Genomic DNA, 23941 nt, shown 5'->3' on the forward strand with positions numbered 1-23941 from the left:
GTCAGTCTTCGGGCCAGGGTTTGTCAAAGGGTACCCATATTTTATGCCTGAAGCATCTGCGGAAGCGATAGAAACGATCGTGCTCACGCCATTTGTGTGAAATGGCTGAACCCTTGACGGTGAAATCAGCGGTGCAGTTGGGGTGAAGTTCCTTGAAACGGGTTTGTTCTGATTCCGGAAGCTTCTTCAGCCCGTTTGCCCAGAACCGATCCAGGGAAGTGACTTCATCCAGAGGGGACAGATCCGTCACCCAGGTGGAGGAGACGTTCAGATCCAGCATTTCCTTACAGTTGGCCAGGGGAGACAGATCAGAAACGTGGGTGTTATGCACTTCCAGGTACTTCAGGTGAGTGAGCTTACCGACCTCGGTCAGGTCATCCACATGATCGTTGTTGGAGATGATCAGCAGTTCCAGATCCGGGAAGAAGCGGAGGAAGCTCAGGTCTGTGAAGGAGTTATGTCCCACATCCAGGGCTTTCAGGCCGGGAATATACTGCAGCAGTTCCAGATCTGAGGATTTCAGACGGGTGCCATAATCCGTGTGATTCAGCGTGCTGTAGGCGGTAGCGTTGGTAGGGCAGTAGTGTTCTCCGCGGAGATGAACAATCCATTCAAAATGAATTTCAGGATGCTCCTCCATCAGGGGAATGAAAGTGTCATTGGAGGGCAGCTTGTTGGTGGAGTTGTCCACGGACTTCACATTCGGGCAAAGGGCCAGCAGCAGACGGAAAGTATTATCATTCAGATCCTTCTTTGCTTTGGTTAGATCCAGTGCTTCACTTTCATCCGAGAAGGTGACGCCGTTCCATTTACAGGTAAAATGGAACACAGCGCCTTCCGGCAGCGCGTTGCGGATATCCGTGAGCTGCTGCGGGTTCCAGCCGACATTTGTGGCAACGGCCTCCATGGGCTGGTTGTTTTTGACATATTTCAGTGCCTTGCTGTAGTTGGACGGCAGATCATCGGCATAAGCGGAACAGACAGCTGCCAGCAGCAGGAAAAGCAGACAGAAAGACAGGATGCAGAAACGTTTTTTCATCCTGAAACCTCCTTTGAAAGGAATGAAATTATTATCATAAAAGAAGGAATCCATGTCAAGCTGATTGCTTCAAGAAGCTTGCGTGGAATGCCTTCCTATGATATAAATAACTCTGTATGAAAAGTCTGGGAGGAGTTATCTGAAATGCGTTCAGAAAAACGTTTTCTGCTTGTGCTGGCGGTCGCTGTAATGGCCCTCTGTATGCTTGGTTCCGCCGTGGCGGAAATCAAACCGATTCCGCTGGATATGCTGGAGCATGGAACCGCGCCGAAAGCGGAAGGCTGGATCGTGCCGAACAAGGAATATGAGGACGAATCTATTCATGCTGTACTGGATCAGAGAAAAAACTATGATTCCAAGTCCAGTGACGGCGGTACTACCATCAGCTGGGTTGTGATCGAGATCAAGGATCCTTCTCAGATCCGTACAGCGCTGAGCTTTGACAGCTTTGATATCAAGAAGGGCGCACAGCCTGAGGAGATCGTTCCTTATCTCAACGCTGTTGTTGCGTTCAATGACGACTACGTCAAGATGAGCAACTTCAAGGGCTATGTGATGCGTCAGGGCGAACTGCTCCTGGACAACCTGGATGACTGGGATGAGGGCCTGAAACAGGACGTGCTGATCATTGACGACCAGGGTGACCTGTCTGTGGTTCAGAAAGCATCTTCTGCCGATGTACAGGCCTTCCTTGCCAACCTGGAAGCAGACGGGAAAAAAGCGGTGAATATCTTCACCTTCGGACCGGCTCTGGTAATCGATGGTGTGGCCCAGAAGATCGAGAGAAACTCGAGTACACATTCCCTGAACCTGGCAACGGCCAGAACGGCAATCTGCCAGCTGGGGCCGCTGAAGTATGCGGTATTTACTGTGGACTCCGCTAAAACAGGATACGGCATGAACGGCCAGGAACTGGCGGACTTTATCGTCAAGAAGTTTCCGGAATGCAAGATTGCGTACAATCTGGACGGAGGCGGAACTTCCGAACTCTGGCTGGGCCAGAAAAAGGTCAACAAGGCGATCGGTATGCGCGAAATCCCGGGTATGATCTATTTCGCTTCTGCGGCATCGGGGGACTGACATAATGGACAGCTTTGCTCTGGTTATTACAGGGGCAGCGGTGCTTGCACTGGCACTGATGCTTCTGCAAAAGAGAAAAACCGGGATACGGACCGGTACAGCGTTTGTTTTCGGAGCGGTTGCGTTTCCGCTGTGCGTTCTGGCCGGCCGGGCGGCTTTCTTTCTCTGCTCCTTTGACTGGATTAAAAACAGCGAACTTTCCTTCTGGAACTTTATCAGCAGCGGATACAGCTATATGCTTTATGGTGCCGTACTCGGTGGGTTTGCCGCGGTGTTCCTTACCGCGAAGATCACCGGCCAGTCCTTCGGAAAGATCGCGGATGCGGCGGCAGCTCCGGCAGCATTACTGATTATTGCTGGCCGGTTTGCTGAATATCTGATTGGCGCCGGTTATGGTACAGGCGTAAAGACATGGTTCGATCCCGAAGGGGAGTGGAGCATGATCGCCTGGGAGGAACCGGATGCGATTTGCCGCTTCCCCTTTGCAGTAAAAAATTATTACGGCGCCTGGCGTTTTTCCATCAACCTGTGGGAAGGCCTGGCGGCAGTTGTGTTCCTGATCGTCCTCCTGAGAATGAAAAAACGGAAGACCGGCGGAGTCTGCTCTCTGTTGCTTCTGATGTATGCTTCCTGTCAGATCATTTTTGAGTCCATGCGGAAAGATGAAGTGATCATCTGGAGCTTTGTGAAGGCCAATCAGCTGATCAGCGCGATTCTGGTGTTGGGCATTCTGATTTTCTGTTGGCTGAAACAGACGAAGGAAGAGCGGAATGTGAAGGAACTGTGCATCCGCACAGTGCTGCTGCTGCTTTTCGCCGGGATCATCATGCTGCTGGAATTCGCGCTTGACCAGAAGATCAACTTCCTGCTCTGGATGCGTGTGGACTTGAACTATCTGGTGATGGCTGCTTGCTGCATCGGAATGCTTCTGACTGTTCTGCCGCAATGGCGCAAAGCTTTTCCGAAGGAAGCCTGATATCATCCGATCCTGTAACCGGAACCCTCATCGGGGTTCCGGTTTTGCTATAGACAAAAGCATATGATATAATCCAACTGCAAGTTGGAGAAATTAACAAGAATCAACCAAGACGTCATTGAAATAAAGGAATATACAGACTATATTGTATTTGCCGGCAGAAACAAAACATATTGGAGGAAAGAATCATGAACGATATCAGAATCTGTGAACAGATCAGTTTTCTGAGAAGACAGAAGGGTATTACCCAGGAAACGCTTGCCAGGCATTTCGGCGTGACGAACCAGACAGTTTCCAAATGGGAATCAGGGCAATGCTATCCGGATATCCAGCTAGTTCCGCAGATTGCGGATTATTTCGGGATTTCGGTTGATGAGCTTATGGGGCATACGCCGGCCGCAAGCCTGGAAGCATTATGCCTGACACTGAAAAAGTATTTCACTGACCTGCCGGAGGCAAAATGCTTTGACGAAGCTTACCGGCTGGCGGCACAGCTGCACGAGATTGTCATCTCCGCCGGATATAAAAAACAAATCAGCTGGCAGGAAAAGGATTACGCAAAGGGAAATACGGGTACATGGGGCCTGTCCGCATGGAGCGATACAGAGGGTCAGACTGTCAGGGAAGGGAATGTGATCCTGTTTGCTGACAACAGGGCATGGAACAAAAAGAAAAAGACAGAGATCCGGAAAAACGCATGCATGCTGGAACTGTTTGGTGATGAAAAAGTATTGAAGGTCCTGTTTGCCCTGCAGGAACTGACTACCGGAGAGCCTGACCGGTATGCTTCGGCAGAGGAAATCGCAAAAGCGGTGAAGACGGAAACTGCTGAAGCGGAAAAGATTCTTTCTGAACTACCGGTGTCCGTACAGGAAGGGCAGGAAGAGGAAAGGTACAGGATTGAAGGATATGCCGCCTGGATTCCGGCCATTCTGGCTATGATCCATTAACGGCGCAAAGAGAATCGAAAGGAGACAGGAAAAAGTCCTTGCATTTATCATCGGCCTATGCTATAATCCCTTTCGCTGACCGTTTGGGATTATAGCTCAGTTGGTTAGAGCACCACGTTGACATCGTGGGGGTCATAGGTTCGAGTCCTACTAATCCCACCAAGAAAAAACAGATCCTTCATGGATCTGTTTTTTTCTTGGTTTTGGGATTGAGGACTCGAACCTATGACTTCAGGGGCCCCACGATCGTGGGGGCAAACGAGAGAAGCGTCAGCCCAGTGGGCTGTCCGACAGAGTCGGAAGCGACTCGAGTTTGTTAGCGCGAAAGAGAGCACAGAGTCCGCTCCAAGGATTCTGTGCGACCATTGAGCGAACGAAACATAGGTTCGGGAGCGGAAATCTCGTCGGCGGCTTTCTCATGCGAAACAAGCGATCTGTCCAGTGGACAGTCGCGCCGATTGAGCATGCGGAACAAAGGTTCGAGTGCCGAAGGCAAGCGACTCGAGTTTGTTAGCGCGAAAGAGAGCACAGAGTCCGCTCCAAGGATTCTGTGCGACCATTGAGCGAACGGAACATAGGTTCGATAACTAAATTGTCGTATACACATTATTCTATCATCCCGGTTCTTTTGCTATAAGAATGAATGATTTGCAGCAAGTTTTTCGTTATAATATCAGATACAAGTATTGAATGGTAATATTGCATTATCGGAGGTGCCGGAGAATGAAACGGTGGCTTGTTGTAGGAATAATGCTTATGTGCTTTTTCTTCATCGGAGCAGAAGCAGAAGATAATTCTCTCTATATAGCAAAGAATGGGTGGAAAGAAGGAATTATCAACACGGATGGCGATTGGATAGTGGAGCCTATATATTCGCGGATCTGGCCATATACAAGTGCTGGATATGCAGTAGTTGAGACGGAGCCTGCTCCGTTGTACAGTCCATTCAAATTGCTTGATAAGCAAGGAAATATCGTTGCAGACTTACCGGATTGGCATATAGATTATTCAGAAACACAATTGGGCGGTAATGAACCAGAAATGGCAGGGAATATGTTTATCCTGGATCCTATGACTGAGGATCGGTGTTCTATTCTGTATTTTGCAGATACCGGGAGATCTATTGAACTGGATAGTAGTTTTCTGGGATATGAGCTGTATGAGGAAGAGGACGAACTAACAGCAAAACAAGAAGATAAATATCCATCGAGCTATAGTTTATACGAATGGAATGACAGGGTTATTCTTGAATGGTGGTATTATCATCCTAGTTTCGTCATTCTTGATCGGAATGGGAATAAAGTCAAAGAAGAAATATATATCGGATATATAGAGGACATCTATGAAGATGAACAATCGAATTCATCTTATCTGTTAATGCGTGAGTATAATAAATCAGATGAGGAATTGTGGAAGATAATAGACATGGATGGAAATATACTTTCAACTAAATTGTCAAGACATAGTTACTGGCGCAATGACTTAAAAGCATTGTATTATTATCAAAAAAAAGAAATAGAAATCCTGCCCGATGGGGAGAAAATGTCGGAATTTGAATTTACCAAGCGTAAGGCTTCACAGACTCCATGCGGCCTTGCAATGTGGCATACAGGTTATATTGACAGTCAAGGAAACAACGTGCCATGGGCTGATGAGGATAAAGGTATCATATCGGCAACTGAATTTAATTCGGATGGGGTTGCTTGGGTTTACAAACATTATGAAGATTTATGCCTTGTCAATGCAAAAGGCGATATGATAGTCGAGAATGTTATTCCGGAATATAACTATGAAATAGATAACTGGATTACGCCAAGTATGGACTGCTGGGAAAGCGTCTCATCCGATGAAAAAGGCTGTGATTATATAAAAGCATCCGGTGAGATGTTGTTCGGCAATTATCCACTTGATAGGGCTTATCCATTTGAGAATGGACTTGCTGAGATTGGCATTTTGGATGCACAATATAAACTGGTTTCTGCATATATCAACTTGGAAGGGAAAGTGGTCTGGGCAGAAGATGGGAGAAAAGAAGAAATTCAGCAAATGCTTGATGAAGGAAAACGTTATTCTGTATCCAATATGACGATTGAAAAAGCACGCCAAGCACTTGTAGGCGAATGGTATTCTTCTTATGATGAAAGTGAACATGTGATTGCTTTCTATAATGACGGTACTTATAGTGATAAATATGAAGAATTGCAACATTGGGATATTTTGATGAATATGGATCAGGATGAAGAGACAATGGACTCGTCTCCATTTGTTCTTGAATTAAGCACAGATGGAAATAATACTACTTCTTCAATGAGGTATAAGCTGCGTTTTTACAATGTTGAAGAATACAGAATGGATCTGGGTGATGAATATACATATTTTGACAGAGTTGAGCCAGGTTATCTGGAACGATTCAAAATGATGCGATAATATAAATCCCAAAGTTTAAAAACAGATCCTTCATGGATCTGTTTTTTTCTGGAATAGTCGCTACGAACCTACGACATCCACTGTGCTCCCATTGATCGAACTGAACATAGGTTCGAAAACAGATGATCATAAAAATCTTTTAAACCCTTATAGTGTTTTGACGATAACAATGAATGCTATCGTGTGTTTATGTCGTTATCATATTAGACAGCAAAACGCACTATATCAAAAGGGGAAATGATTGCTTGCAGAAAAGAAAACGACTGTACATAGGAGCTCTTACCTTGATTATCATTGCCTTAACAGCTGTCATACTTTTTCCTCACAGCAACTGTATTATAAAAATATCCGCAATATTTCACTCTGAGGGAAATCATGTGACAACAATTCATCTTTCTCAGGATGCAACATGGGCGGAAAAAGAACATGGCGCAAAGAAGACACCGGTCAGGATTATCAATGGTGAACTGAAACGTACTATCGGCTATGGCCCTATAGAATTAAACGGTGTTTTCTCCAAAGAAGAGATCAAAGCATTCTGGCCGGATGCACCGATAGAAAAAGACTGGAATTTCAGTGCAGGACTTTTCAATTGTGATGTGGAAGGAAATGGACATTATCAGATATACATAGATGTGCAGGTTGATACCAAAACCGGGGATGCACAAGCTAATCTGTATATCTATCGAGATGGATCAGCGCATCCGACGATTGCTTACTGGCAAGGGAAAGTCGGAGAGTATATTCTACTCAGAACAGATTTTTAAGAAGGAGAATGAAGGACAAATGATAAAACGGACAATGAGCATGGTGTTTGTGACGATTTGCCTTGTCATTCTGCATTTGACGGTACTGGCGGAAGCAACCAACTTGTACCCAGCTGAGGATGAATACGGCTTCTATGGGTATATAAACGAAAAGGGCGAATGGGTGATTAAACCACAGTATGAAGACGCGGAAGATTTTTGTGGCGATTATGCCATTGTACTTAAGCCTGGACAGGAGAATGAAACGGACATCGAATTATACGAAATCATCAATACAAAAGGAGAAACCATAGTGGATAACATACGCGGTATTGATGATTTTGCATTTGAAAATCCCTATATCGGGAAAGATTGCTATTGGGTATATGGCTATGAAAAGTACGGGGACAGGGATGATGAATTTGTTGCAACCGGATGCTTTGACTGGCGGACAGGAAATAAAACAGAATTGAATCCTGACACAGATTATGAGTTTGTGGATGATGTTTCTATTGGGGGAAGGATTGTACCGGTCATATCGCATGATTTGGGATACGGATTTTATGACCTGAATACAGAACGCCTTGTTATTGAACCACAGTTTGATCTGATTTACATTTGGGATATATATTTGTCCTGGAATGATTACAATGTGATCGAGGTGCGCGGAGACGACCCTGAATATAATCCATATTATTATGTTACAGCCGAAGGAACGGTTCTCTCACTGCCTGAAACGATTGTTCTTCCAGACGACGCAAACAGGTCAGTACACGCGGATTTTTATTTTGCGGGCAGCCAGGGGATTGTATGCATGACAAAGGATGATCGTTATATTCTCCTGGATTTCGAAGGCCATCCGATAACAGGTGTTTTACAGGATTATCTGGATTGTCGTAACGGAAATATCATGATTTCAGTGGATGGAGAATTATACCAGTGTATCAAACCGGATGGCAGCATACTGTTTGAAGGGGAATACCGGGAAGTTGAAGATGATTGGACTGAAGGTTATCTGGCGGTACAGTCAAAAGACGGACAAAACATGATTATCCGTGAAGACGGGACTTGCGCAGCATATCTTCCGGTTTTCTGCGACGCAGTTCGTGCGGGAAAGGAGATTACTGCCTACTACAGCGGCTTAAAAGAGGATGAAAAACGATGGTTTCTTTTTGACAGGAGGAGTGAAACCATCAAAGAAATCAAGATAGACGGTTGGATTGAGTCCATTACTGAAAACGGGATAGTGCTTTACCAATCAGATGAAACAATGCTGTATGGTTTTATGGATGCTGACGGTAACTGCCTGCAGGAAGCTATATATGAAGTATATGAGGATAGTCATGAAGGATTTGTCGCCTACAGTGATTATGCTTTTGGCATGATATGCGTGGAAAAAGACGGAAAGTCCGGATATGTAAATGATAGAGGTGAATTGGTGATTCCATGTCAATATAAAGAAGGCACGCCGTTTGCCGGCGAACTGGCACTGGTTGAGACGGAAGAGTGTGATGATCAATATATCAATCATAAAGGAGAAATCGTATTTGTTTTCGGCCAGGGAAGCGAAGAAGATCCGTAAAACTGTTCAGGATTATCTGTTGACACAACGGGCAAACAAAACGGACACCGGAGAACGTCGCCAGTGTCCGTTTATATAAAGAAAAGAGATCAGAGCCTTGCAGTGCAAGGCCTCTCTTTCTTTTTTACAAAAAATATCAACTTTACTGCCATCCTCCTGAAACAGGCGTATCTATATGTGGCCGGCGGGAAAGCCGGTCGGAAACAGAAAGAACGATGCCCACAGGGCAAGGAGGATACGATAATGAACAATAAGATTACAGGAGCAATTTTCTGCCTGATCGCTGCGATTCTGGCCGGTGCCCGGTATGTGGCCGCCGCTATCTTCATGAGCAGCACATCCACCTGGAGCGCTGAGCTTTTCCAGAACAGCCTGAACTATGTCGGACCGAACCTGCTGATTGCCGCCATCGTCGCACTGGTTGCCGGCATTGGCTTCCTGTTTTGGGGTTTGCTGAAGGATGGCAAAAAAGCCGACAAGTAAAAATCTGCGTCAGAAAGTAAGCGGATAGAGGAAATGGACACCGGGGGGACTGTCCCCGGTGTCCGTTTTGTGATAGAATGCCGTCTGAGGAGGTGGTGACATTTGATCAAGGCTGTGGTTTTTGACATGTTCGAGACCCTGGTAACCCTGTTCGTGGGCAGAACGTATTTTGGAGAAGATCTGGCCGAAGACGTCGGCGCAGATCTTTTTACGTTCAGGAAAGAATGGCACTCCATCGAAAAAGACAGAAGTACCGGTAAGTACACGATTGAAGAAGGACTGGCAATCGTCCTGAAAAGACTGGGCATTTATACTGAGGAGAAAGTGAAACTGGGGGCGGGAAAGCGGCGTGAAGCACTGAATGACACTTTCTCAGCCATTCCAGAGGAAACAATCCGGATGTTACGGGGACTGAAGGAACGGGGAATCAAGATCGGGCTTATTACCAATACATTTTCAGATGAGCGGGATATCATCCGGGAGAGCCCGCTGTTTCCATACTTTGACGCGGCGCTGATTTCCTTTGAACAGGGAATCTGCAAACCGGATCGTGCCTTATATGAGAAAATGACAGGGCTGCTGAATGTGAAGGCGGAAGAGTGCCTGTATGTAGGTGATGGCGGTTCCAGAGAACTGTATGCTGCCCGGGAAGCCGGAATGCACCCAGTGCAGTGCACCTGGTTTCATGAAAGAGCATATGAGCCGCATATTCCTTGCCCTATCCTGGATGAATTTGAACATGCGGAACATCAGCAGGATATCCTGAAATATATAGACCGGGAGAGGAAAAACTAAACATGATTCAGAACAAACGAGATCTTGGCGGACTTAAAACAAAGGACGGCAGAACTATCCGTCCGGGTAAGATCATCCGTTCGGCGCAGCTGGGCGAGGCGGAGGATAAAGACCTTAACGGCATTTCAACCATTATAGACCTGAGGACTATTGCAGAGAGGGAAGAAAAGCCTGATCAGGCCTGCGGAAGAGAATATCTTCCGATACCAATCTTTGAAAAAGTGAATGAGGGTATCGATGGCGTGAGCCATGAGGAGAAGAAACAGCAGAGTCTGATTCCGGATATGGCAGAGCTTTACGGTATCCTGATGCGGGTATATGCTGATTCCTTCCGGAAAGTCCTGACAGCGATCCTGGAGCATGACTACAGCAAGGGTGCTGTGCTCTGGCACTGCACGGAAGGGAAGGACCGGTGCGGAATGACGACGGCGCTGATCCTGGAAGCGCTGGGCGTTGACCGGGAGATTATCCTGGAAGATTATCTGAAAACCAATCTGGTCAATATTCCCAAAGCCAACGCGGTGCGCGAGAAACTGCTGGCGACGCATGGAGCGGAAATGGCGGAGAGTGCGTATCAGGCATTTATCGCGGATGAACGGTATCTGCGTTCGGCCTGGGAAGAAATGGGCAATGACTACATTACCGGAAGGCTGGGAATACCGGAGGAGACGCTGGAAGCATTCCGGAAAACAATACTGGAGTAAACAAGGAAGGAAAAACATGAAGACAATCGGAAACCTGTTATGGTTTATTTTCGGAGGATTTATCAGCGGGCTGCTCTGGTTGGTTGCGGGGCTGCTCTGCTGTGTGACGGTGATCGGCATTCCGCTGGGACGGCAGTGCTTCAAATTTGCCAGCCTGTCCTTCTGGCCGTTCGGGAAAGAAATTATCTACGGCGGAGGAGCTGTTTCAACGCTGGCCAATGTAATCTGGATCATTTGCTGCGGACTGTGGATGGCGGTCTATAACCTGATCGTCGGTTTCCTCTGGTGCTGTACGGTGATTGGGATTCCATTCGGAAAACAGTTCTTCAAGATTGCCAAGCTGGCACTGACGCCGTTTGGCGCGAAGATTGTTCATAACTGACAAAACAGGGGCATTCCGTAACGGAATGCCCCTTTGGTTTACAAGATAAAGTATTATTCTGCTTTTTCTGCCGCGAACAGCTGCAGCTTCGCAAAAAAGTCCTCCAGGATATACCGGGAGTCGACACTTTTATAGACACGGATGACCGGATTGCCGGAACGGGAAGACGAGGAAGTGTCTTCTCCGACATGGGGTGCCTGGGTATAGATATATCGGCCGCACTCTGGATTCAGCGCGATGGCGATGGCAGGGGAGTCACCCAGAGACCAGGATTCGCCCTGGGTCCAGCCTGCACGGGGAGAAAGATTGTAATCAATCATGTTCTCATACAGGTGCTTTCCGATCCGGCCGCAGGGGAGGACCTTCAGTTTCAGTTCCGCCAGGCCTACGGTGATGGTGGTATAGACGTCAGAAGGTACCAGCCAGATATCCGCGCCGCTTTCCAGCACATAATTGGCGGCGGTAACATCATTCCCGGCGTTGAATTCCCGGAAAGGCGCCGGTTTGTCCGATACGCCGTGGGTGCCGATCCAGATGACCCTGATCCGATCTTTTATGGCGGGTTTCCTATGCAGGGCCGCAGCCAGGTTGGTGATGGCTCCCTGGCAGAGAATATAAAGGGGTTTCGGATCATCTCTCATAGCCTCGCTGATAATGAATTCCGCTGCTTCAGAAACGGAGTCCGGCCAGCCGGCAATATCCACAGGATCTTCTTCGCCAATGAATACAGGAACCTTCAGATCCATGGCGTCCAGTATGGTCATAATCTCATCATGGCTTTTCTGAACGGATCCTTTTTCATTGAAGTGCTCCGCCAGGATGCCCTTGATAATCAGCTTAGGACTCAAAAGCGCCTGGACAATGGCAAAGGGATCGTCGGCTTCACAGGCTGCGTCCGTATCGATAATGACCCGTATCTTTTTTTCATCCGGTATTCTGATCATCTGAATCGTCCTTTCATATGATGGCTGACGGTGTTGTTTTATTCCTCCTCCGGCTCAGTGCTGACCGGAAGATTATCCAGTACAGTCAGGGCCTCCGCAAAGTGCCTGTAGAGTGTATAAAAACGGAAAATGCCGTACATTGGGCGGACTTCCCGGGCAACATCACCGATGCCGGAAATCTGCTCTTTCAGGAAAGGAATGTTTTTCTGCCGGAGGGCATCTTCCAGCATATTACTCTGTAATTCATACAAATCAATCAGGAAGCAAAGATCATCCGGTTCCGGTGCACGACCGTCTTCTTTATTGCAATCCGTACATCTGTCACCGGAATAGAGACGTTTGCATCTCTGGCAGTAGAGCAGATGATCGGGAAGTTCTTTAGGCTCCTGAATCTCTGATTCTTCAACCGGTTCAGGCTGCACAGGAGCTTCGGCTTTTTCCTGCAGGGCAGTCTGCTCCGGGATGTCAGAAGAATTGTCAACTTCTTCAGGCTCTGTGAAAATATCTTCACCGTGGAATAATGCCTGGAGCTCTTCCTTCAGCTTCATTGTATCAGGAAGGAAAAGCTTGCCGTTACATTCTTCTGCCTTCAGCTTTGCAAGAACAGCATCGATCTCCGGATAGTCTTCTTCAAACTCATAGGATGACCATACATTAAAGACTTTACGTATGGTTTTTGCATCCTCTATATCTTCCAGGAAAAGATCTTCCTGCAAAGGCCTGCCTGAGTTCCTTCTCTTTGTCAGCAGGGCGATCCGGGCATCCCGCCCATCCGGGGTTTCTTTAAGCAGATGCTTCCGGCTTTCTGCATCCGAAGGCGCAGCTTCTTCACCAGGCGCCCGGAAAACGTTGGCATGATAGCATTCCTCACAAACATGGAGGGTCTTGGGTTTTCCATGAACGGATGTTACAACCGGGATGAGGGTGTCTGTCGGAATATCGCACAATTCACACATTTTTCCTGTTTCTTCGGGTATGTTTTCCGCACCTTCCGCCTTGCGGTTCTTGTGACGGACATAGAGTACTCTGGCTACCGCAATAATGAGCCAGACAGCAACGCCAAAGATGGACAGAAAAGAGCAGAGTATGCCGAGCAGAACCAGATAGACGGCAGAGCTTTTCCAGTTATTCAATACGACGTTTTTCTCCGGCCCCCGGTTTTCCTGATTGACATCATATGACATAAACGAAACACCCCTTTCGGCATACAATATACCAGAAGGGGTGTTTCGCTGTCATCACAGCGATGTAACAAATGTGCGTTTTTTGCAAAGTTTTTTCACTGTCAGACAAACTGACGGATCTGCGCTTCCAATGCTTTCAATGCCTTATATTCCCGAAGATAGAGACCGCGCCTCATTTCATCCGTATCAGCATAGGAAGCATGCTTTGAAAAGATATCAATGGCTTCCTCCAGGGACAGCCAGCAGGGAACCATGCCGACTTCCTTTTCCCGAGCTGTCAGTTTGACTTCGGTTTTTCCGACGATCCTGCCGAAGAAGTACCGGCTGACACCCTTCCAGTCTTCATAGTATTCGTCCAACTCAAGCACACATTCCGAAGGTTCGATCAGGAACCCGGTTTCTTCCGCCACTTCCCGGGCACAGCATGTACGTTCGTTTTCATCGCCTTCAAGTCCGCCGCCCGGAATCATATACTGCCCGGTTACGGTTTCATAGGACAACAGAATTTTTCCGTCCTGTACAATGATCCCGCGGCAGGCTGTGTGGCAGACGTCCCAGTGTCCAAAATAATTGTCTCCGATCGTTTCAAGCGTTATCATAATGCCTCCTGTTATTCACGGCTTTTTCCGTGTAGTACAAAAACCTGGTTGGGGTAATTGAATTCCATGGTGAGTTCGGCTTCACAGAAGCCATATTTCCTGTACAAAGCGCGGGGTGCTGTTCCTTTTTCATCCTCTTCCCGGAAGGTGGATACCGTGATGTCCCGGCTTCGGTCCAGTTCTCCAAGGGCTGTTTCCAGAAGAATGGAGGCGATTCCGTTCCTGCGGTATTCGGGATGGACAGCCAGGCAGCAGATCATATTGCGGTTCCTGGAAAACAGCAGCACGCCGGCAATCCGGTTCCCATCCTTTACGCAAAGAGCTTGTTGTTTTCCAAAGAATTTCAGGACGGTATGACGATGTTCTTCCAGGGATTCTTCTGTTTCCAGACCGGGGAAATTATTCCTGACAAGACGGACAAGATCCATCCACTGATCTATATCAGCCGGTTCGCCGAACAAGCATTCAGAAGATATATTGTTTTTCATCATTTCTTATTGCCTATGTTCATAATAATATCCAGCAATTCCATTGTGATATACTCCAGATCCTGCACCCCGTCAATGACATAATCAGATGACGGTTTGATATCCTTCAGCATCTGCACATAGGCAATCCGGGCATAGTTCAGATAGATGTTCATTTCTTCCCGGATTTCATCTGCAGAGGCATTGTTCATATCCCGGAGGATTCTGCGCGCCATGGCAATATCCAACGGGGTATCGATGAACACAGCGCAGTCAATATAATCCCTGATCAGGTCATTCCTGTAGGCGAAGGGATAATCCAGCAGCAGATAATCATACTCTCCGCTGCTGATGATATTCTCGATATCCGCTTTCAGGGGAGAAAGGTTCCATACATTATAATCCGTACCGTCCAGTACCCACTGGTGGAAATCATCGACTTCTCCCTCAAAGGAGTAGTCATCAAAATGCAGGGACGTGCAGCGGGGGAGCTTTTCCTTTACAGCGTTAACCGCGGTGGTTTTACCGCCGGCTGTCACGGCGGAAACAGCAATGATCTTCATTGATTCAGATCCTTTCAGGCTGATGATACCGATATCCATCCGGAATTCTGATAAATGCCCTGATATGGCCGTCCAGCGGACGTTCCACAATCTGCGATATGTTGTCCTTATTACCTTCCGCAACGATGAGGGTGTTTCCGCGTTTCCGCAGAACAATGCCGATATGGTCATGCTCCTGATTGTTGAAGACCCGGTCATAAAGAACAATATCACCGGCTCCCGGCACAAAGGCATCCGTTCCTTTATGGTAACCGATCCGGTCATCGCCAATCGCCCACTCTTCCCAGGCGATACATCCCGCCAGATGGCAGGATCTGCATTCGTCCGGCCGGATGGGGAGATCAAACCCTGCTTCCCTGCAACAGTAGTACACGAAGGCTGCACACCATACGCCGTCTGCTTCCTGCAGGGTCCACCCGGGGAAAAACCGGATAAGGGGCTCAAGATTGGATTCTTTGTCTTCAATATATCCGTGAAAAGGAAGTCGGGCTTTTTCTTCTGCGACCTTTGCCAATGTTTTTCGGGTTGCTTTATCCATGACTGTTCCAGCCTTTCTTATGGCTTCCTGGCCAGCTGCAGATCAATCGTATCAAATATGGTGATGGACCCGCCGTGCTGGTTGATTGTTTCTTCTATGGCGTCAAAGAAGCGTTCCCGGATGCTTTCCTCAATGGTAATATGGTCCGAGTAAGTTCCGATCAGCGCCCTGTATTCGGCAGCTGTCAGGATCCGCTGCCTGTAAAACAGGGCATACCGCGTGTCCGTAAACCCGTATTGATCGGCGACCTTTGCACGTGCCGCTGCCTGATCTTCCGTATACTCAGAAGGTGTCCGCGGCTGCTTTCCGTAATAGGGATAATAGTATTCGGCATAGGCTTGCTGTATGTCCGCAAGCAGCTCCGGATTATCTTTTGCCTGGTAGGGATGATTGGCAAACCTGGCAAAAGAGCCTCCGGACTTCAGTATCCGGAAAACCTTTGGATATCCGATTTCCTCCGGCACCCAGTGAAAGGCGGAGGCCGAGTAAACCAGGTCAAAAGCATCTTCCGGCAGGACTGCATCTTCAAATTTGCCGGTAATCACTGAAAAGCGGGGGTAATTACGGAACTTTTCCCTGCATACCTGCGCCAGCTGATCACCGTATTCCACCGCCGTCAGCGCACAGCCGGTTTTCAGGACGGGCAGCGCCGCCTGGCCCGCGCCGATACCGATTTCCACGGCTGCGCATGAGGCGTTCAGCGGAGCATAGGCAAACAATACCTGATACAGTTCATCCGGGTAACCGGGACGCATTTTATCATAGGTTCCGGATACGGTGTTGAACGTCCAACCTTTTCCCTGGTTCGCTGATTCCATTTTACGGCCTCCGCTTCATCAAAATCATTCACTGTTTTTTACATAAGCAGTGGAGGATTGTCCCGTCCTCCGGTTTGTAGATCTTTCCTTTTTCGCACAGGACAACCTCCAGGCCCGCCTGTTCGGCAAAGTGCGTCAGGTCAGATGCCTCAAAGGTTTCCCAGTACATTTCCGTATTGGCATAGGGGTAGAACTTCCGGCCATTGAGGCAGTTAGGATGATACGCCTGAAGAAAATGCAGATCATGTCCGGAGAAACTGAAGAGACCGTCTTTCCTGAGGACTCTTTTGCATTCCGCCAGGAATTCCTGTTTATACTCGTCTCCGTACAGCAGACCGAAGGTCTGGGCCCAGATTATAACCACATCAAACGAGCTGTCCGGGAAAGACAGGGTTTTCCCGTCATAATCAGAAAAGGGGATAGAATACCCTTTTTCAGCAGATAACTGCTTAACCTGGGAGATAACTTCCTTTGAGATATCTATTCCGACAACGTCAAAACCCATTTCCGCCAGGGCGAAAGCTTCACGTCCCAGACCGCAGCCGATATCCAGGATTCTGGCACCGGCAGGAAAACAGCGGATCACTGTCCGTTCCCATTCCTTCAGCGCGGGATTCCACTGCTGCATTTCATCCACATTCTTTTTATCTTCATACCATTGCGTGACAAGGTTGCTCATCGTTCATCCTTTCCAAGGTTTCAGCCTTCCTTCGGTTTTCGGGTCAGATACAGGATATAGGTATCATTGAATACGATTTTGTTTCCGGCTTCCAGAACAGCTTCCCTCAGGCCGCTGAAGAATTTGGTTTTATAAGGTTCCGGAATCACGATGGAAGTGCAGTGGGTTCCGCTGTATAAAGCAAATTCATCCGCGGTAAAGACGCGCTGTCCATGAAAAACCCGCCGTTCAAAATTCACATAACCGTAATTGGAAGCGTTGGTGTAGCTGAAGGGAGCACGCATCTCATTATAGGTTGCTTCCGGTTTGAAGTACTTGGCGTAGACTTCCTGGATCCGGTTATAAAGCGTTTCGTTCGGGGTCTTGTAATCATCGCTGGTCAGCATCATGGCCAGGGTTCCGCCCGGCTTCAGCAGGTCAAAGGTCTTTGAAAAGGCGACAGCCTCCGGGATCCACTGGATGGTCGCGGCGGAATAAATCATATCGAACTTCTGATCGCCGTAATCATGGGTGATGAAATCATCATTCACAATATGGAAGTTAGGCCGGTTTCCGTATTTTTCCTTCATCTTCGCGTAGAGATGCTCTCCCAGTTCAATCGCGTGATAATCGCAGCCGGTTTCCAGAATCGGATCGGTTGCCTGGCCTGTCCCGGGACCGATCTCAAGCACTGATACACCCGGCCCGATTCCTGCGTAGTCAATCAGGCTTGCAAAGAGTTCGGCACTGTACCGGGGCCTGTATTTGTCGAACTGTTCCGGGATTTTATCAAACACTTTTCTGTATTCCATCGTCAGGTTTCCTCCTTTTCTGTGACGATCAGTTTTTGATCGCAATCGCGGTGAATTCGCCCGGCAGGCTGTCGTTTTCCCAGGCGGGATGTTCGTCCAGCTGCTTCAGGCAGAACCCGCACCGGATGATGGAATTGATGATCTCGCTCATGGTATACCGGCGGTAGCTGCATTTGGGCATCCGGCTACGGATCTCTTCCGGGAAGAAACGGGCATGGGCCATTTCCCCCTCATAGACATCCGTTGAGAAATAACTCATGGTGGGGCGCCCAAGGTTCAGGCTGTCCAGGATCTTGGTAAAAGGATGGAAATCGCTGCAGATCATTTTTCCGCCCGGCTTAAGGATGGTACTCATCATTTTCATAAACTCATCGATCGTATGGAAATAATGCAGGATTCCGCCCTCCATGAAGACGATGTCGAAATAACCGGCATACTTTTCCAGATCAATCTCCAGAATGTCGCAAACCTCATAATTCAGAGGAACATTTGCTGCCTGCGCTGTTTCCATGGCATAGCGTTTGTTCTCTTCGGAGATGTCGAAAACTGTCACGTCAGCTCCGAGCAGCGCCAGGGGAACGGCTTTTTTTCCGCAGGACCCGCAGATGTTGGCAATCCGGACGCCTTTATAGCTGTCGAAGTACTGTGCGTATTTTCTCAGCATCTTTTCCGGATCCGCGGCATCTTCTTTTGCCCGTTCTGCCGGGGTTCCGGAATTTTTGACCCAGAAATCATAGGCGTTGTATTCCCATGCTTTCTTGTGCTGCTTTGTGTACTCTTTCATTCCGGTTCACTCCTTTATTCTGTTTTTATACTCCATTTGTCAGAAAGGAAACTAACAGGGAGACTGGAATCAGTCGGCTGAACTGTTCTGTTGCAGCTTTTCCCATTCCTCCCGGGTGATCGCATAGGCATAAGAGATCGTATTCTTCGGATCCGGATATTCCTTGACCTTCTTCATCCCGTTGGCCAGGGCAGTGGACCAGGAGCCGATGTTTGTGTACTTCATGTAGGAGTAGAAGATATCGTACTGTGTGTTACGGAACCCCCAGTCCCGGACAGCCCGGGCGGCTTCCTTTGCGAAACCACGCCGCCAGTACTTTTTATGGATATGATACCCGATTTCCGGCAGGATTTCACCATCAATATTCTGGAGGGTAATACCGCAGTCCCCGATAAACTCACCGGTTTCCTTCAGGATAACTGCCCAGAGACCGAATCCGTATTTCTCATAGTTGTCCAGGTTCCAGGTGATCCAGTTGCGGGTTTTCTCCTCATCAAAGGGTGCCGGGTAGTGCTGCATGGTTTCAGGATCGGACATGATTTCGTAGAGGGAATCGAAGTCGGAGAGAGTATAAGGTCTCAATAATAGTCGTTCTGTTTCAATCATAGTCGGTCTCCTTTAATTCACAATTTCGTAATCGCCGTTACCAAAGCTCTTTCAGACCTTTGACGGCTGTAGCGTGGGAGTCATTCGCCGCGCTAAAGCACGGATGACTCCGCAACAATTCATAATTCATAATTTGCGTCCTTCGGACGTAGTAAGGGACAGTGTCATCGCGTAGCGATGCCAAATGCAGAATTAAGAATGCAAAATGCAGAATTATTTGTTCTTCAGACGAAGTAAGAGGACAGCCTTAATTCTGGAGGCTACGGATTGTTTTGAGGCATAGCTTTTCTACAATGATTATTGGATAGTACCAGAAAGAAGGGGAGAAAGTTCTCCTTTGTGCCAGATGGCCAGGCGGTGCAGGGGACGGGTCATCATGACGTACAGGATCCGGCAGAGGAATTCATCCTCCGGGAAGTTTTCCGCGGAGGCATCGCAGATGCCTACACAGTCGAATTCCATGCCTTTGACAATGCTGGCCGGAAGGATCATGACACCGCCCCGGTATTCGGAATCCGTTTCAGACAGCAGGTGAGCATCCAGTTCCTGACCGATCTGCTTGTACAGTTTCTTTGCCTGCTCCGCTGTTTTTTCGATCAGGGCGATACTGTGATAGCCCTCCCGGCGCCAGGCCTGCACCTGTTCCCGGATCCGGGAAAGACGGTCTTTGTCGCTGTCCGTACGGATGATCCTGGGCTTTTCACCATGTCGCAGCACGGGCTTTGTTTCACAGATGCCTGGGATGGGATACCGGCCGGACACGGACTGGGCCAGATTCATAATCTCGACGGTGTTCCGGTAGCTGACGGTCAGCTGTTTCAGATCCGCTTTGTTTTTGAAGACCGGTTCCTTCCATTCCTCCCAACTGCGGATTCCCTCATCCGCCCGGATACCCTGGTATAGGTCGCCGACCAGGGTGAAGGTTGCCGCGGGATTAGCCTGCTTCAGCAGCTCAATCTGGAAGGGGGAGAAGTCCTGACATTCGTCGATGACGATATGTTTCATCTGCTTTGTCTTCAGTCCGTAGAGGACTTTGCAGATCATCACCAGCATCGGCAGGTCCTCCTGCCGCAGGGTGCCGTCTTCCGGAAGCAGTTCCTCACCGGGATAGCATTCTTCGAGGAAGTTTTTGTAAAGCCCTGTCAGGTCCGGCAATGGGAATTTATCCCGGTATTTGCCGAGGTATTCCTCAGCCCGGGCGTCGATTTCCTTATAGCGTTGGTCCCGGATCGTATACAGATCCTTGATCTTCTGCTGCCGCAAGGTGCTTTCCCGCATATTGGCCTTGATCTTCAGAACCATCTGCTCCGCACTGGCATTGTACCGGTCCTTCAACAGGGCGGAGGCGGACTGGACTCTCTTGCGGACAATCTTCTTCAGTTCGCTGATACGCTGCTCCAGAGGGAAGTACCGCAGATCCCGGAGAAAGATGGTTTCGAGCTCCTCATGTTCCATGAGCGGGACACCGGCCATTTTGAAGCCTTTCTCCGGCAGGATGGCGGTCTGCAGATGATCCAGATAGCTCTCCAGCTTTTTCATCATGGCCAGGGAACCCTTGAGCCGAAGAATCCGGCCGGCTTTTTCCCGCTCCGCCTCTGAAAGGGTCAGGTTCTTTTCCAGCCGGCTTTCCCGCTGCAGTTTCGGCATCCGGCGGCCCATGCCTTCCCGGCACCAGCCCTCGAAGGTGGTTTGTACGACCCGTTCGACGCCCAGATCAGGAAGGACCTGAGAGATATAGGAGAGGAACAGCGGGTTGGGCGCCAGAATCATCATATTTTCAGGTTTCAGTGTTTTCTGATAAGTATAGAGCAGGTAAGCGATCCGGTGCAGGGCGATGGTGGTTTTTCCGCTTCCCGCGGCACCCTGTACCAGCAGGTGTGCGGCGAGGGGATGACGGATGACGATGTTCTGCTCCGCCTGGATGGTGGTTACGATCTCACGGAGCCTGTCCGTGGAGATACTGCCCAGGACCTCCTGAAGATAGGTTTCCTGGGAAACAATGCCGCTGTCGAACAGACTGATAAGTTCCCGCTCCCGGACGGTCAGCATTCGCTTCAGGGTCAGCTCGCCCTCCACGTGTCCATCCGGCGCCTCATAGTCCATTTTTCCGATCTGGCCGGAGTAATACAGGTTGGCAACGGGGGAGCGCCAGTCCACCACAACCGGAGTCAGCGCAGCCGGATCCAGAACGCCCCAGCGTCCCAGATACCAGGTTTCCGGAGAACTGCCGGCGGGAGTGAAGTCCAGCCGGGCAAAGTAAGCCTGCCCGGCGGCCATGGTCAGCTGACGCAGCCGGTCCAGCTTGGCCTTGAACAGCTGCAGGTATACCTCCTCCTGATCGTCCGGTACAATGTTTGCATGAACATCCATTTCCTCACCGGCCTTTGCCCCGGTGAGGGCTTCCACTTCCCTGATTTCCCGGTCAATGGTGTCCCGAGCCTGCTGAAGATGAAGATACTCTTCCTTCGCAGATGGATGTTCGGGTAATGTGACAGATTCCATAATCGTCCTTTCCCGGCAAAAATATAAAAGCCTCTGCCGTATTTTTTCTACGCAGAGGCTTACAGATTCTATGTCCTGCAAGCGTGTGGAAGTGCATGATAACAGAACAAATCCGGGTTTGTCAAGAACGAATTACATTTTTTTGCATATTTTACATTTATTACAAAACAACAATGCCGTAAGGGCTTTTACGGGGTTTCCTCTGATTCCGGGATATATCGTGCTCTTTCACCGCCGACCAGCAGAGGACGGGTGCGGGCTGCGGAAATCCGGGCTTCCCCAACCTGTGAAATGCTGAGCCGAACAGGTACGGCAACACGACGGAGATGCATTCCGATCAAGGTCTGGCCAATATCAAGACCGGCATCCGCCTGAATGGCCAGGACTGCCACAGGGTCTTTGAAACGCTTCCAGGCCGCAGTGGCCAGAGAACCTCCGGCCTTGATCCGGGGAACGACCCATACAATTTCATAACCATAGCGCTCGGCCGTTTCCCTTTCCATGATCAGGGAACGGTTCAGATGCTCACAGCACTGGAATGCAGGCGCCACACCGGCATCACCGCATACCTTCATCACGGCTTCCACCACGGCTTCACCGTATTCATAGGTGGAATTGTGACCGATGGTGCCGCCGGCTATTTCGCTGGAGCTGCCGCCGATGACCAGCAATTTTACCGGGTTGAAATGGGGACGGTTTTCCTGTAGCAGGGCTGTAACGGCCTGTTCTGTCTGGGCATATACCAGTTCAGCAGTGATATTCATAGCTGTTCGATCCTTTCCTGATCTTGGTGAGTTTATACTTTATTGCATAACGCAGTTTCAGCTCTGTCATATCCGGTCCAGCAGATTACGGATCTGATCTTCTTTTTCCCGGATATACCGGATGCGATTGATGGTGTTCCGGACCTCCGAGACGCCCATGGCCTGTTCCTCTTCGTCCTGGCACTGTCCCAAAGCCCTGGTGATATTATACTCCAGCCATTCAATCCAGGTATAGGCCAGACCCAACACACTTCCGTAATTCCTGAAACCGTTATCCCAGGTTTCCAGGTATCCGTCAAAGAAGGCTTTTGTTTTCGCCAGATCCAGGGCGCAGGTTGTGATGCCGGACCACTGCAGGGACAGCTGCAGAACGTGGGACACAGGGTTGCCGTAATCCAGGCATTCCAGATCAATCATCACCGGTTTGCCTTCATTCCACATGACATTCTTGGGATCCATATCCTCATTGGTAATGCATTCCATAGCAGGCAGTGCCAGCCGGGCGGCGTTCAATGCTTCCTGCGCGTCGTTCAGCAGCTGTTTGTTCTCCTTCAGCAGGGGAGTGATGACGCTGTTCTGCCTGTCCGCCTCCGCAATGTATTCCGTCCAGTTGATGGTACTGAGTTCCGGAACGACAGATCCCATATACCTGGGCTGCAGGGCGTGGATGCGGGCCTGAATGATTCCGGCCTGACGGCACTGATCCGGTGTGATGTTGTTCCAGTCGGTGATGCTGCCGTTCTGCCAGCGGAAGACATAGAAATACTCATCGTCCACTTTCTGCATCTTTTGTCCATTGAGTGTCAAGGCAGCTACTACCGGGATTCCGGCATCCTCGATGATCTGTTCCAGTTTTTCCGCTTTCCGGTAATTATCCATGACATTCGGCCGTTTCATGATCTCCGGATTCAGATGCTTTACAGCATAGGAACGTTCCGGGGTATTCACCCGGTACATTCTGTGCATATAGCCGCCGGAGACAGGCGTAACAGGCGGCAGGATTTGTCCGAGACCGGCTGCTTCAAACAGTCTGGCAATAGTTTTTTCGATATTCATCATAATTCATCAGCCGGTATAAACGGCTTCAAACTCCTCACAGACGAGTTTCATATCCTCGTCAAATTCAAGATCCGCTTCTTTCAGTTCTTCTGTGAAAAACCTTTTATGCACCTCACGCCAGTATGCCAGGGACCGGTCTCCTTCGCCTTCTTTGAATGCATGTTCCGCAGTCACCTGGCTGAAAGGCGTGACATATACTTTGGTTGTCCTGGTGATACAGACAGCCTGTTCATCGGAGTCCAGGATGATGTTGTATGCGCCTGCTTCCGGCAGTTCTTCCTCCTCCAGTTCATAAAAACAGTATGCGGAGCAGGTGGCGGTCTTGATTCCGTCCTTTACCAGCCGAGCCAAGGTGTCCGCATCATCCCCGAAAGACCAGGCGTCATATTCACCGGTTAATCCGGATTGATTCCACATTTCTTCTGCTGTCATTGTTGATTTCTCCTGATGTTTTTCATAAGGTTCCGCACGGGCGAAAC

Annotated in this window: 26 protein-coding genes and 1 tRNA gene; 11 read left to right on the top strand and 16 right to left on the bottom strand. The window is 49.0% G+C overall.

The features are described 5' to 3' along the window. Position 1: 1 nt before the first annotated feature. Entirely contained in the window at positions 2-1039 is a 1038-nt protein-coding gene (locus tag JRC49_13540) for a hypothetical protein (GenBank protein ID QTE70795.1), read from the bottom strand. Positions 1040-1183: 144 nt separating this feature from the next. Here JRC49_13540 and JRC49_13545 point away from each other — a divergent pair, with 144 nt between their 5' ends. The 11 genes from JRC49_13545 (at position 1184) to JRC49_13595 (ending at position 11164) form a co-directional block, all read left to right on the top strand. After that, positions 1184-2119, top strand: coding sequence for a phosphodiester glycosidase family protein (locus tag JRC49_13545; protein QTE70796.1), 936 nt, complete (start codon positions 1184-1186; stop codon positions 2117-2119). Positions 2120-2123: 4 nt separating this feature from the next. After that, positions 2124-3095, top strand: a complete 972-nt coding sequence (locus JRC49_13550) for a prolipoprotein diacylglyceryl transferase (protein ID QTE70797.1) — start codon at positions 2124-2126, stop codon at positions 3093-3095. A 188-nt stretch (positions 3096-3283) separates the two neighbouring features. After that, positions 3284-4045: a helix-turn-helix transcriptional regulator gene (locus JRC49_13555; protein ID QTE70798.1), complete on the top strand. Its 762-nt coding sequence runs from the start codon at positions 3284-3286 to the stop codon at positions 4043-4045. A gap of 85 nt (positions 4046-4130) precedes the next feature. Beyond that, positions 4131-4207: transfer RNA gene (locus JRC49_13560), tRNA-Val, on the top strand. A gap of 561 nt (positions 4208-4768) precedes the next feature. Then, a complete protein-coding gene (locus tag JRC49_13565) occupies positions 4769-6472 on the top strand; it encodes a WG repeat-containing protein (GenBank protein ID QTE70799.1) in 1704 nt (567 codons plus the stop codon). Between the two features lie 284 nt (positions 6473-6756). After that, positions 6757-7239, top strand: coding sequence for a hypothetical protein (locus JRC49_13570; GenBank protein QTE70800.1), 483 nt, complete (start codon positions 6757-6759; stop codon positions 7237-7239). A gap of 34 nt (positions 7240-7273) precedes the next feature. Continuing rightward, the gene (locus tag JRC49_13575; protein QTE70801.1) at positions 7274-8800 is read left to right on the top strand and encodes a WG repeat-containing protein; all 1527 of its coding nucleotides are present in this window, start codon (positions 7274-7276) and stop codon (positions 8798-8800) included. Positions 8801-9043: 243 nt separating this feature from the next. Next, complete coding sequence (locus JRC49_13580; GenBank protein QTE70802.1) at positions 9044-9283, top strand: hypothetical protein; 240 nt, start codon at positions 9044-9046, stop codon at positions 9281-9283. 102 nt (positions 9284-9385) lie between these two features. Next, on the top strand, positions 9386-10078 hold the full coding sequence (locus tag JRC49_13585) for an HAD-IA family hydrolase (GenBank protein QTE70803.1): 693 nt from the start codon (positions 9386-9388) through the stop codon (positions 10076-10078). Between the two features lie 2 nt (positions 10079-10080). After that, on the top strand, positions 10081-10782 hold the full coding sequence (locus JRC49_13590) for a tyrosine-protein phosphatase (protein QTE70804.1): 702 nt from the start codon (positions 10081-10083) through the stop codon (positions 10780-10782). Positions 10783-10798: 16 nt separating this feature from the next. Beyond that, positions 10799-11164: a YccF domain-containing protein gene (locus tag JRC49_13595; GenBank protein ID QTE70805.1), complete on the top strand. Its 366-nt coding sequence runs from the start codon at positions 10799-10801 to the stop codon at positions 11162-11164. Positions 11165-11217: 53 nt separating this feature from the next. On the opposite strand, the gene JRC49_13600 is transcribed toward JRC49_13595, so the two are convergent. The 15 genes from JRC49_13600 to JRC49_13670 all read right to left on the bottom strand — a co-directional run bounded on the left by JRC49_13600 (position 11218) and on the right by JRC49_13670 (position 23894). Further along, the gene (locus JRC49_13600; protein ID QTE70806.1) at positions 11218-12108 is read right to left on the bottom strand and encodes a nucleoside hydrolase; all 891 of its coding nucleotides are present in this window, start codon (positions 12106-12108) and stop codon (positions 11218-11220) included. 38 nt (positions 12109-12146) lie between these two features. Next, positions 12147-13241 (bottom strand): hypothetical protein, encoded by a 1095-nt coding sequence (locus tag JRC49_13605; protein QTE70807.1) that lies wholly within the window; start codon positions 13239-13241, stop codon positions 12147-12149. A 152-nt stretch (positions 13242-13393) separates the two neighbouring features. Continuing rightward, positions 13394-13891, bottom strand: a complete 498-nt coding sequence (locus JRC49_13610) for an NUDIX domain-containing protein (protein ID QTE70808.1) — start codon at positions 13889-13891, stop codon at positions 13394-13396. Positions 13892-13902: 11 nt separating this feature from the next. Further along, positions 13903-14319, bottom strand: coding sequence for a GNAT family N-acetyltransferase (locus JRC49_13615; GenBank protein ID QTE70809.1), 417 nt, complete (start codon positions 14317-14319; stop codon positions 13903-13905). A 59-nt stretch (positions 14320-14378) separates the two neighbouring features. Further along, entirely contained in the window at positions 14379-14921 is a 543-nt protein-coding gene (locus JRC49_13620) for a hypothetical protein (GenBank protein ID QTE70810.1), read from the bottom strand. Between the two features lie 4 nt (positions 14922-14925). Then, positions 14926-15459 carry a CHAP domain-containing protein gene (locus JRC49_13625; protein QTE70811.1) on the bottom strand — a complete coding sequence of 178 codons (534 nt, stop codon included), beginning with the start codon at positions 15457-15459 and terminating at the stop codon, positions 14926-14928. Positions 15460-15476: 17 nt separating this feature from the next. Beyond that, positions 15477-16277, bottom strand: coding sequence for a class I SAM-dependent methyltransferase (locus tag JRC49_13630; protein ID QTE70812.1), 801 nt, complete (start codon positions 16275-16277; stop codon positions 15477-15479). 28 nt (positions 16278-16305) lie between these two features. After that, on the bottom strand, positions 16306-16956 hold the full coding sequence (locus JRC49_13635; protein QTE70813.1) for a class I SAM-dependent methyltransferase: 651 nt from the start codon (positions 16954-16956) through the stop codon (positions 16306-16308). Positions 16957-16976: 20 nt separating this feature from the next. Further along, positions 16977-17747: a methyltransferase domain-containing protein gene (locus JRC49_13640; GenBank protein QTE70814.1), complete on the bottom strand. Its 771-nt coding sequence runs from the start codon at positions 17745-17747 to the stop codon at positions 16977-16979. Positions 17748-17775: 28 nt separating this feature from the next. Beyond that, on the bottom strand, positions 17776-18531 hold the full coding sequence (locus JRC49_13645; protein ID QTE70815.1) for a class I SAM-dependent methyltransferase: 756 nt from the start codon (positions 18529-18531) through the stop codon (positions 17776-17778). Positions 18532-18600: 69 nt separating this feature from the next. Beyond that, entirely contained in the window at positions 18601-19137 is a 537-nt protein-coding gene (locus tag JRC49_13650; protein ID QTE70816.1) for a GNAT family N-acetyltransferase, read from the bottom strand. A gap of 297 nt (positions 19138-19434) precedes the next feature. Beyond that, complete coding sequence (locus JRC49_13655) at positions 19435-21639, bottom strand: UvrD-helicase domain-containing protein (protein ID QTE70817.1); 2205 nt, start codon at positions 21637-21639, stop codon at positions 19435-19437. Between the two features lie 188 nt (positions 21640-21827). Next, positions 21828-22403, bottom strand: a complete 576-nt coding sequence (locus tag JRC49_13660; protein ID QTE70818.1) for a TIGR01440 family protein — start codon at positions 22401-22403, stop codon at positions 21828-21830. 66 nt (positions 22404-22469) lie between these two features. Further along, positions 22470-23459 carry an aminoglycoside phosphotransferase family protein gene (locus JRC49_13665; protein ID QTE70819.1) on the bottom strand — a complete coding sequence of 330 codons (990 nt, stop codon included), beginning with the start codon at positions 23457-23459 and terminating at the stop codon, positions 22470-22472. A gap of 9 nt (positions 23460-23468) precedes the next feature. Then, complete coding sequence (locus JRC49_13670) at positions 23469-23894, bottom strand: ASCH domain-containing protein (protein ID QTE70820.1); 426 nt, start codon at positions 23892-23894, stop codon at positions 23469-23471. Between the last annotated feature and the right edge of the window lie 47 nt (positions 23895-23941).

Source organism: Clostridiales bacterium FE2011 (assembly GCA_017569305.1).
Taxonomy (GTDB): Bacteria; Bacillota; Clostridia; order Christensenellales; family Aristaeellaceae; genus Aristaeella.

Coding starts and splice junctions, on each gene's coding strand:
- JRC49_13540 (QTE70795.1), bottom strand. CDS start 1,039: ATGAAAAAACGTTTCTGCATCCTGTCTTTCTGTCTGCTTTTCCTGCTG.
- JRC49_13545 (QTE70796.1), top strand. CDS start 1,184: ATGCGTTCAGAAAAACGTTTTCTGCTTGTGCTGGCGGTCGCTGTAATG.
- JRC49_13550 (QTE70797.1), top strand. CDS start 2,124: ATGGACAGCTTTGCTCTGGTTATTACAGGGGCAGCGGTGCTTGCACTG.
- JRC49_13555 (QTE70798.1), top strand. CDS start 3,284: ATGAACGATATCAGAATCTGTGAACAGATCAGTTTTCTGAGAAGACAG.
- JRC49_13565 (QTE70799.1), top strand. CDS start 4,769: ATGAAACGGTGGCTTGTTGTAGGAATAATGCTTATGTGCTTTTTCTTC.
- JRC49_13575 (QTE70801.1), top strand. CDS start 7,274: ATGAGCATGGTGTTTGTGACGATTTGCCTTGTCATTCTGCATTTGACG.
- JRC49_13580 (QTE70802.1), top strand. CDS start 9,044: ATGAACAATAAGATTACAGGAGCAATTTTCTGCCTGATCGCTGCGATT.
- JRC49_13590 (QTE70804.1), top strand. CDS start 10,081: ATGATTCAGAACAAACGAGATCTTGGCGGACTTAAAACAAAGGACGGC.
- JRC49_13595 (QTE70805.1), top strand. CDS start 10,799: ATGAAGACAATCGGAAACCTGTTATGGTTTATTTTCGGAGGATTTATC.
- JRC49_13600 (QTE70806.1), bottom strand. CDS start 12,108: ATGATCAGAATACCGGATGAAAAAAAGATACGGGTCATTATCGATACG.
- JRC49_13610 (QTE70808.1), bottom strand. CDS start 13,891: ATGATAACGCTTGAAACGATCGGAGACAATTATTTTGGACACTGGGAC.
- JRC49_13615 (QTE70809.1), bottom strand. CDS start 14,319: ATGGATCTTGTCCGTCTTGTCAGGAATAATTTCCCCGGTCTGGAAACA.
- JRC49_13620 (QTE70810.1), bottom strand. CDS start 14,921: ATGAAGATCATTGCTGTTTCCGCCGTGACAGCCGGCGGTAAAACCACC.
- JRC49_13625 (QTE70811.1), bottom strand. CDS start 15,459: ATGGATAAAGCAACCCGAAAAACATTGGCAAAGGTCGCAGAAGAAAAA.
- JRC49_13630 (QTE70812.1), bottom strand. CDS start 16,277: ATGGAATCAGCGAACCAGGGAAAAGGTTGGACGTTCAACACCGTATCC.
- JRC49_13635 (QTE70813.1), bottom strand. CDS start 16,956: ATGAGCAACCTTGTCACGCAATGGTATGAAGATAAAAAGAATGTGGAT.
- JRC49_13640 (QTE70814.1), bottom strand. CDS start 17,747: ATGGAATACAGAAAAGTGTTTGATAAAATCCCGGAACAGTTCGACAAA.
- JRC49_13645 (QTE70815.1), bottom strand. CDS start 18,531: ATGAAAGAGTACACAAAGCAGCACAAGAAAGCATGGGAATACAACGCC.
- JRC49_13650 (QTE70816.1), bottom strand. CDS start 19,137: ATGATTGAAACAGAACGACTATTATTGAGACCTTATACTCTCTCCGAC.
- JRC49_13655 (QTE70817.1), bottom strand. CDS start 21,639: ATGGAATCTGTCACATTACCCGAACATCCATCTGCGAAGGAAGAGTAT.
- JRC49_13660 (QTE70818.1), bottom strand. CDS start 22,403: ATGAATATCACTGCTGAACTGGTATATGCCCAGACAGAACAGGCCGTT.
- JRC49_13665 (QTE70819.1), bottom strand. CDS start 23,459: ATGAATATCGAAAAAACTATTGCCAGACTGTTTGAAGCAGCCGGTCTC.
- JRC49_13670 (QTE70820.1), bottom strand. CDS start 23,894: ATGACAGCAGAAGAAATGTGGAATCAATCCGGATTAACCGGTGAATAT.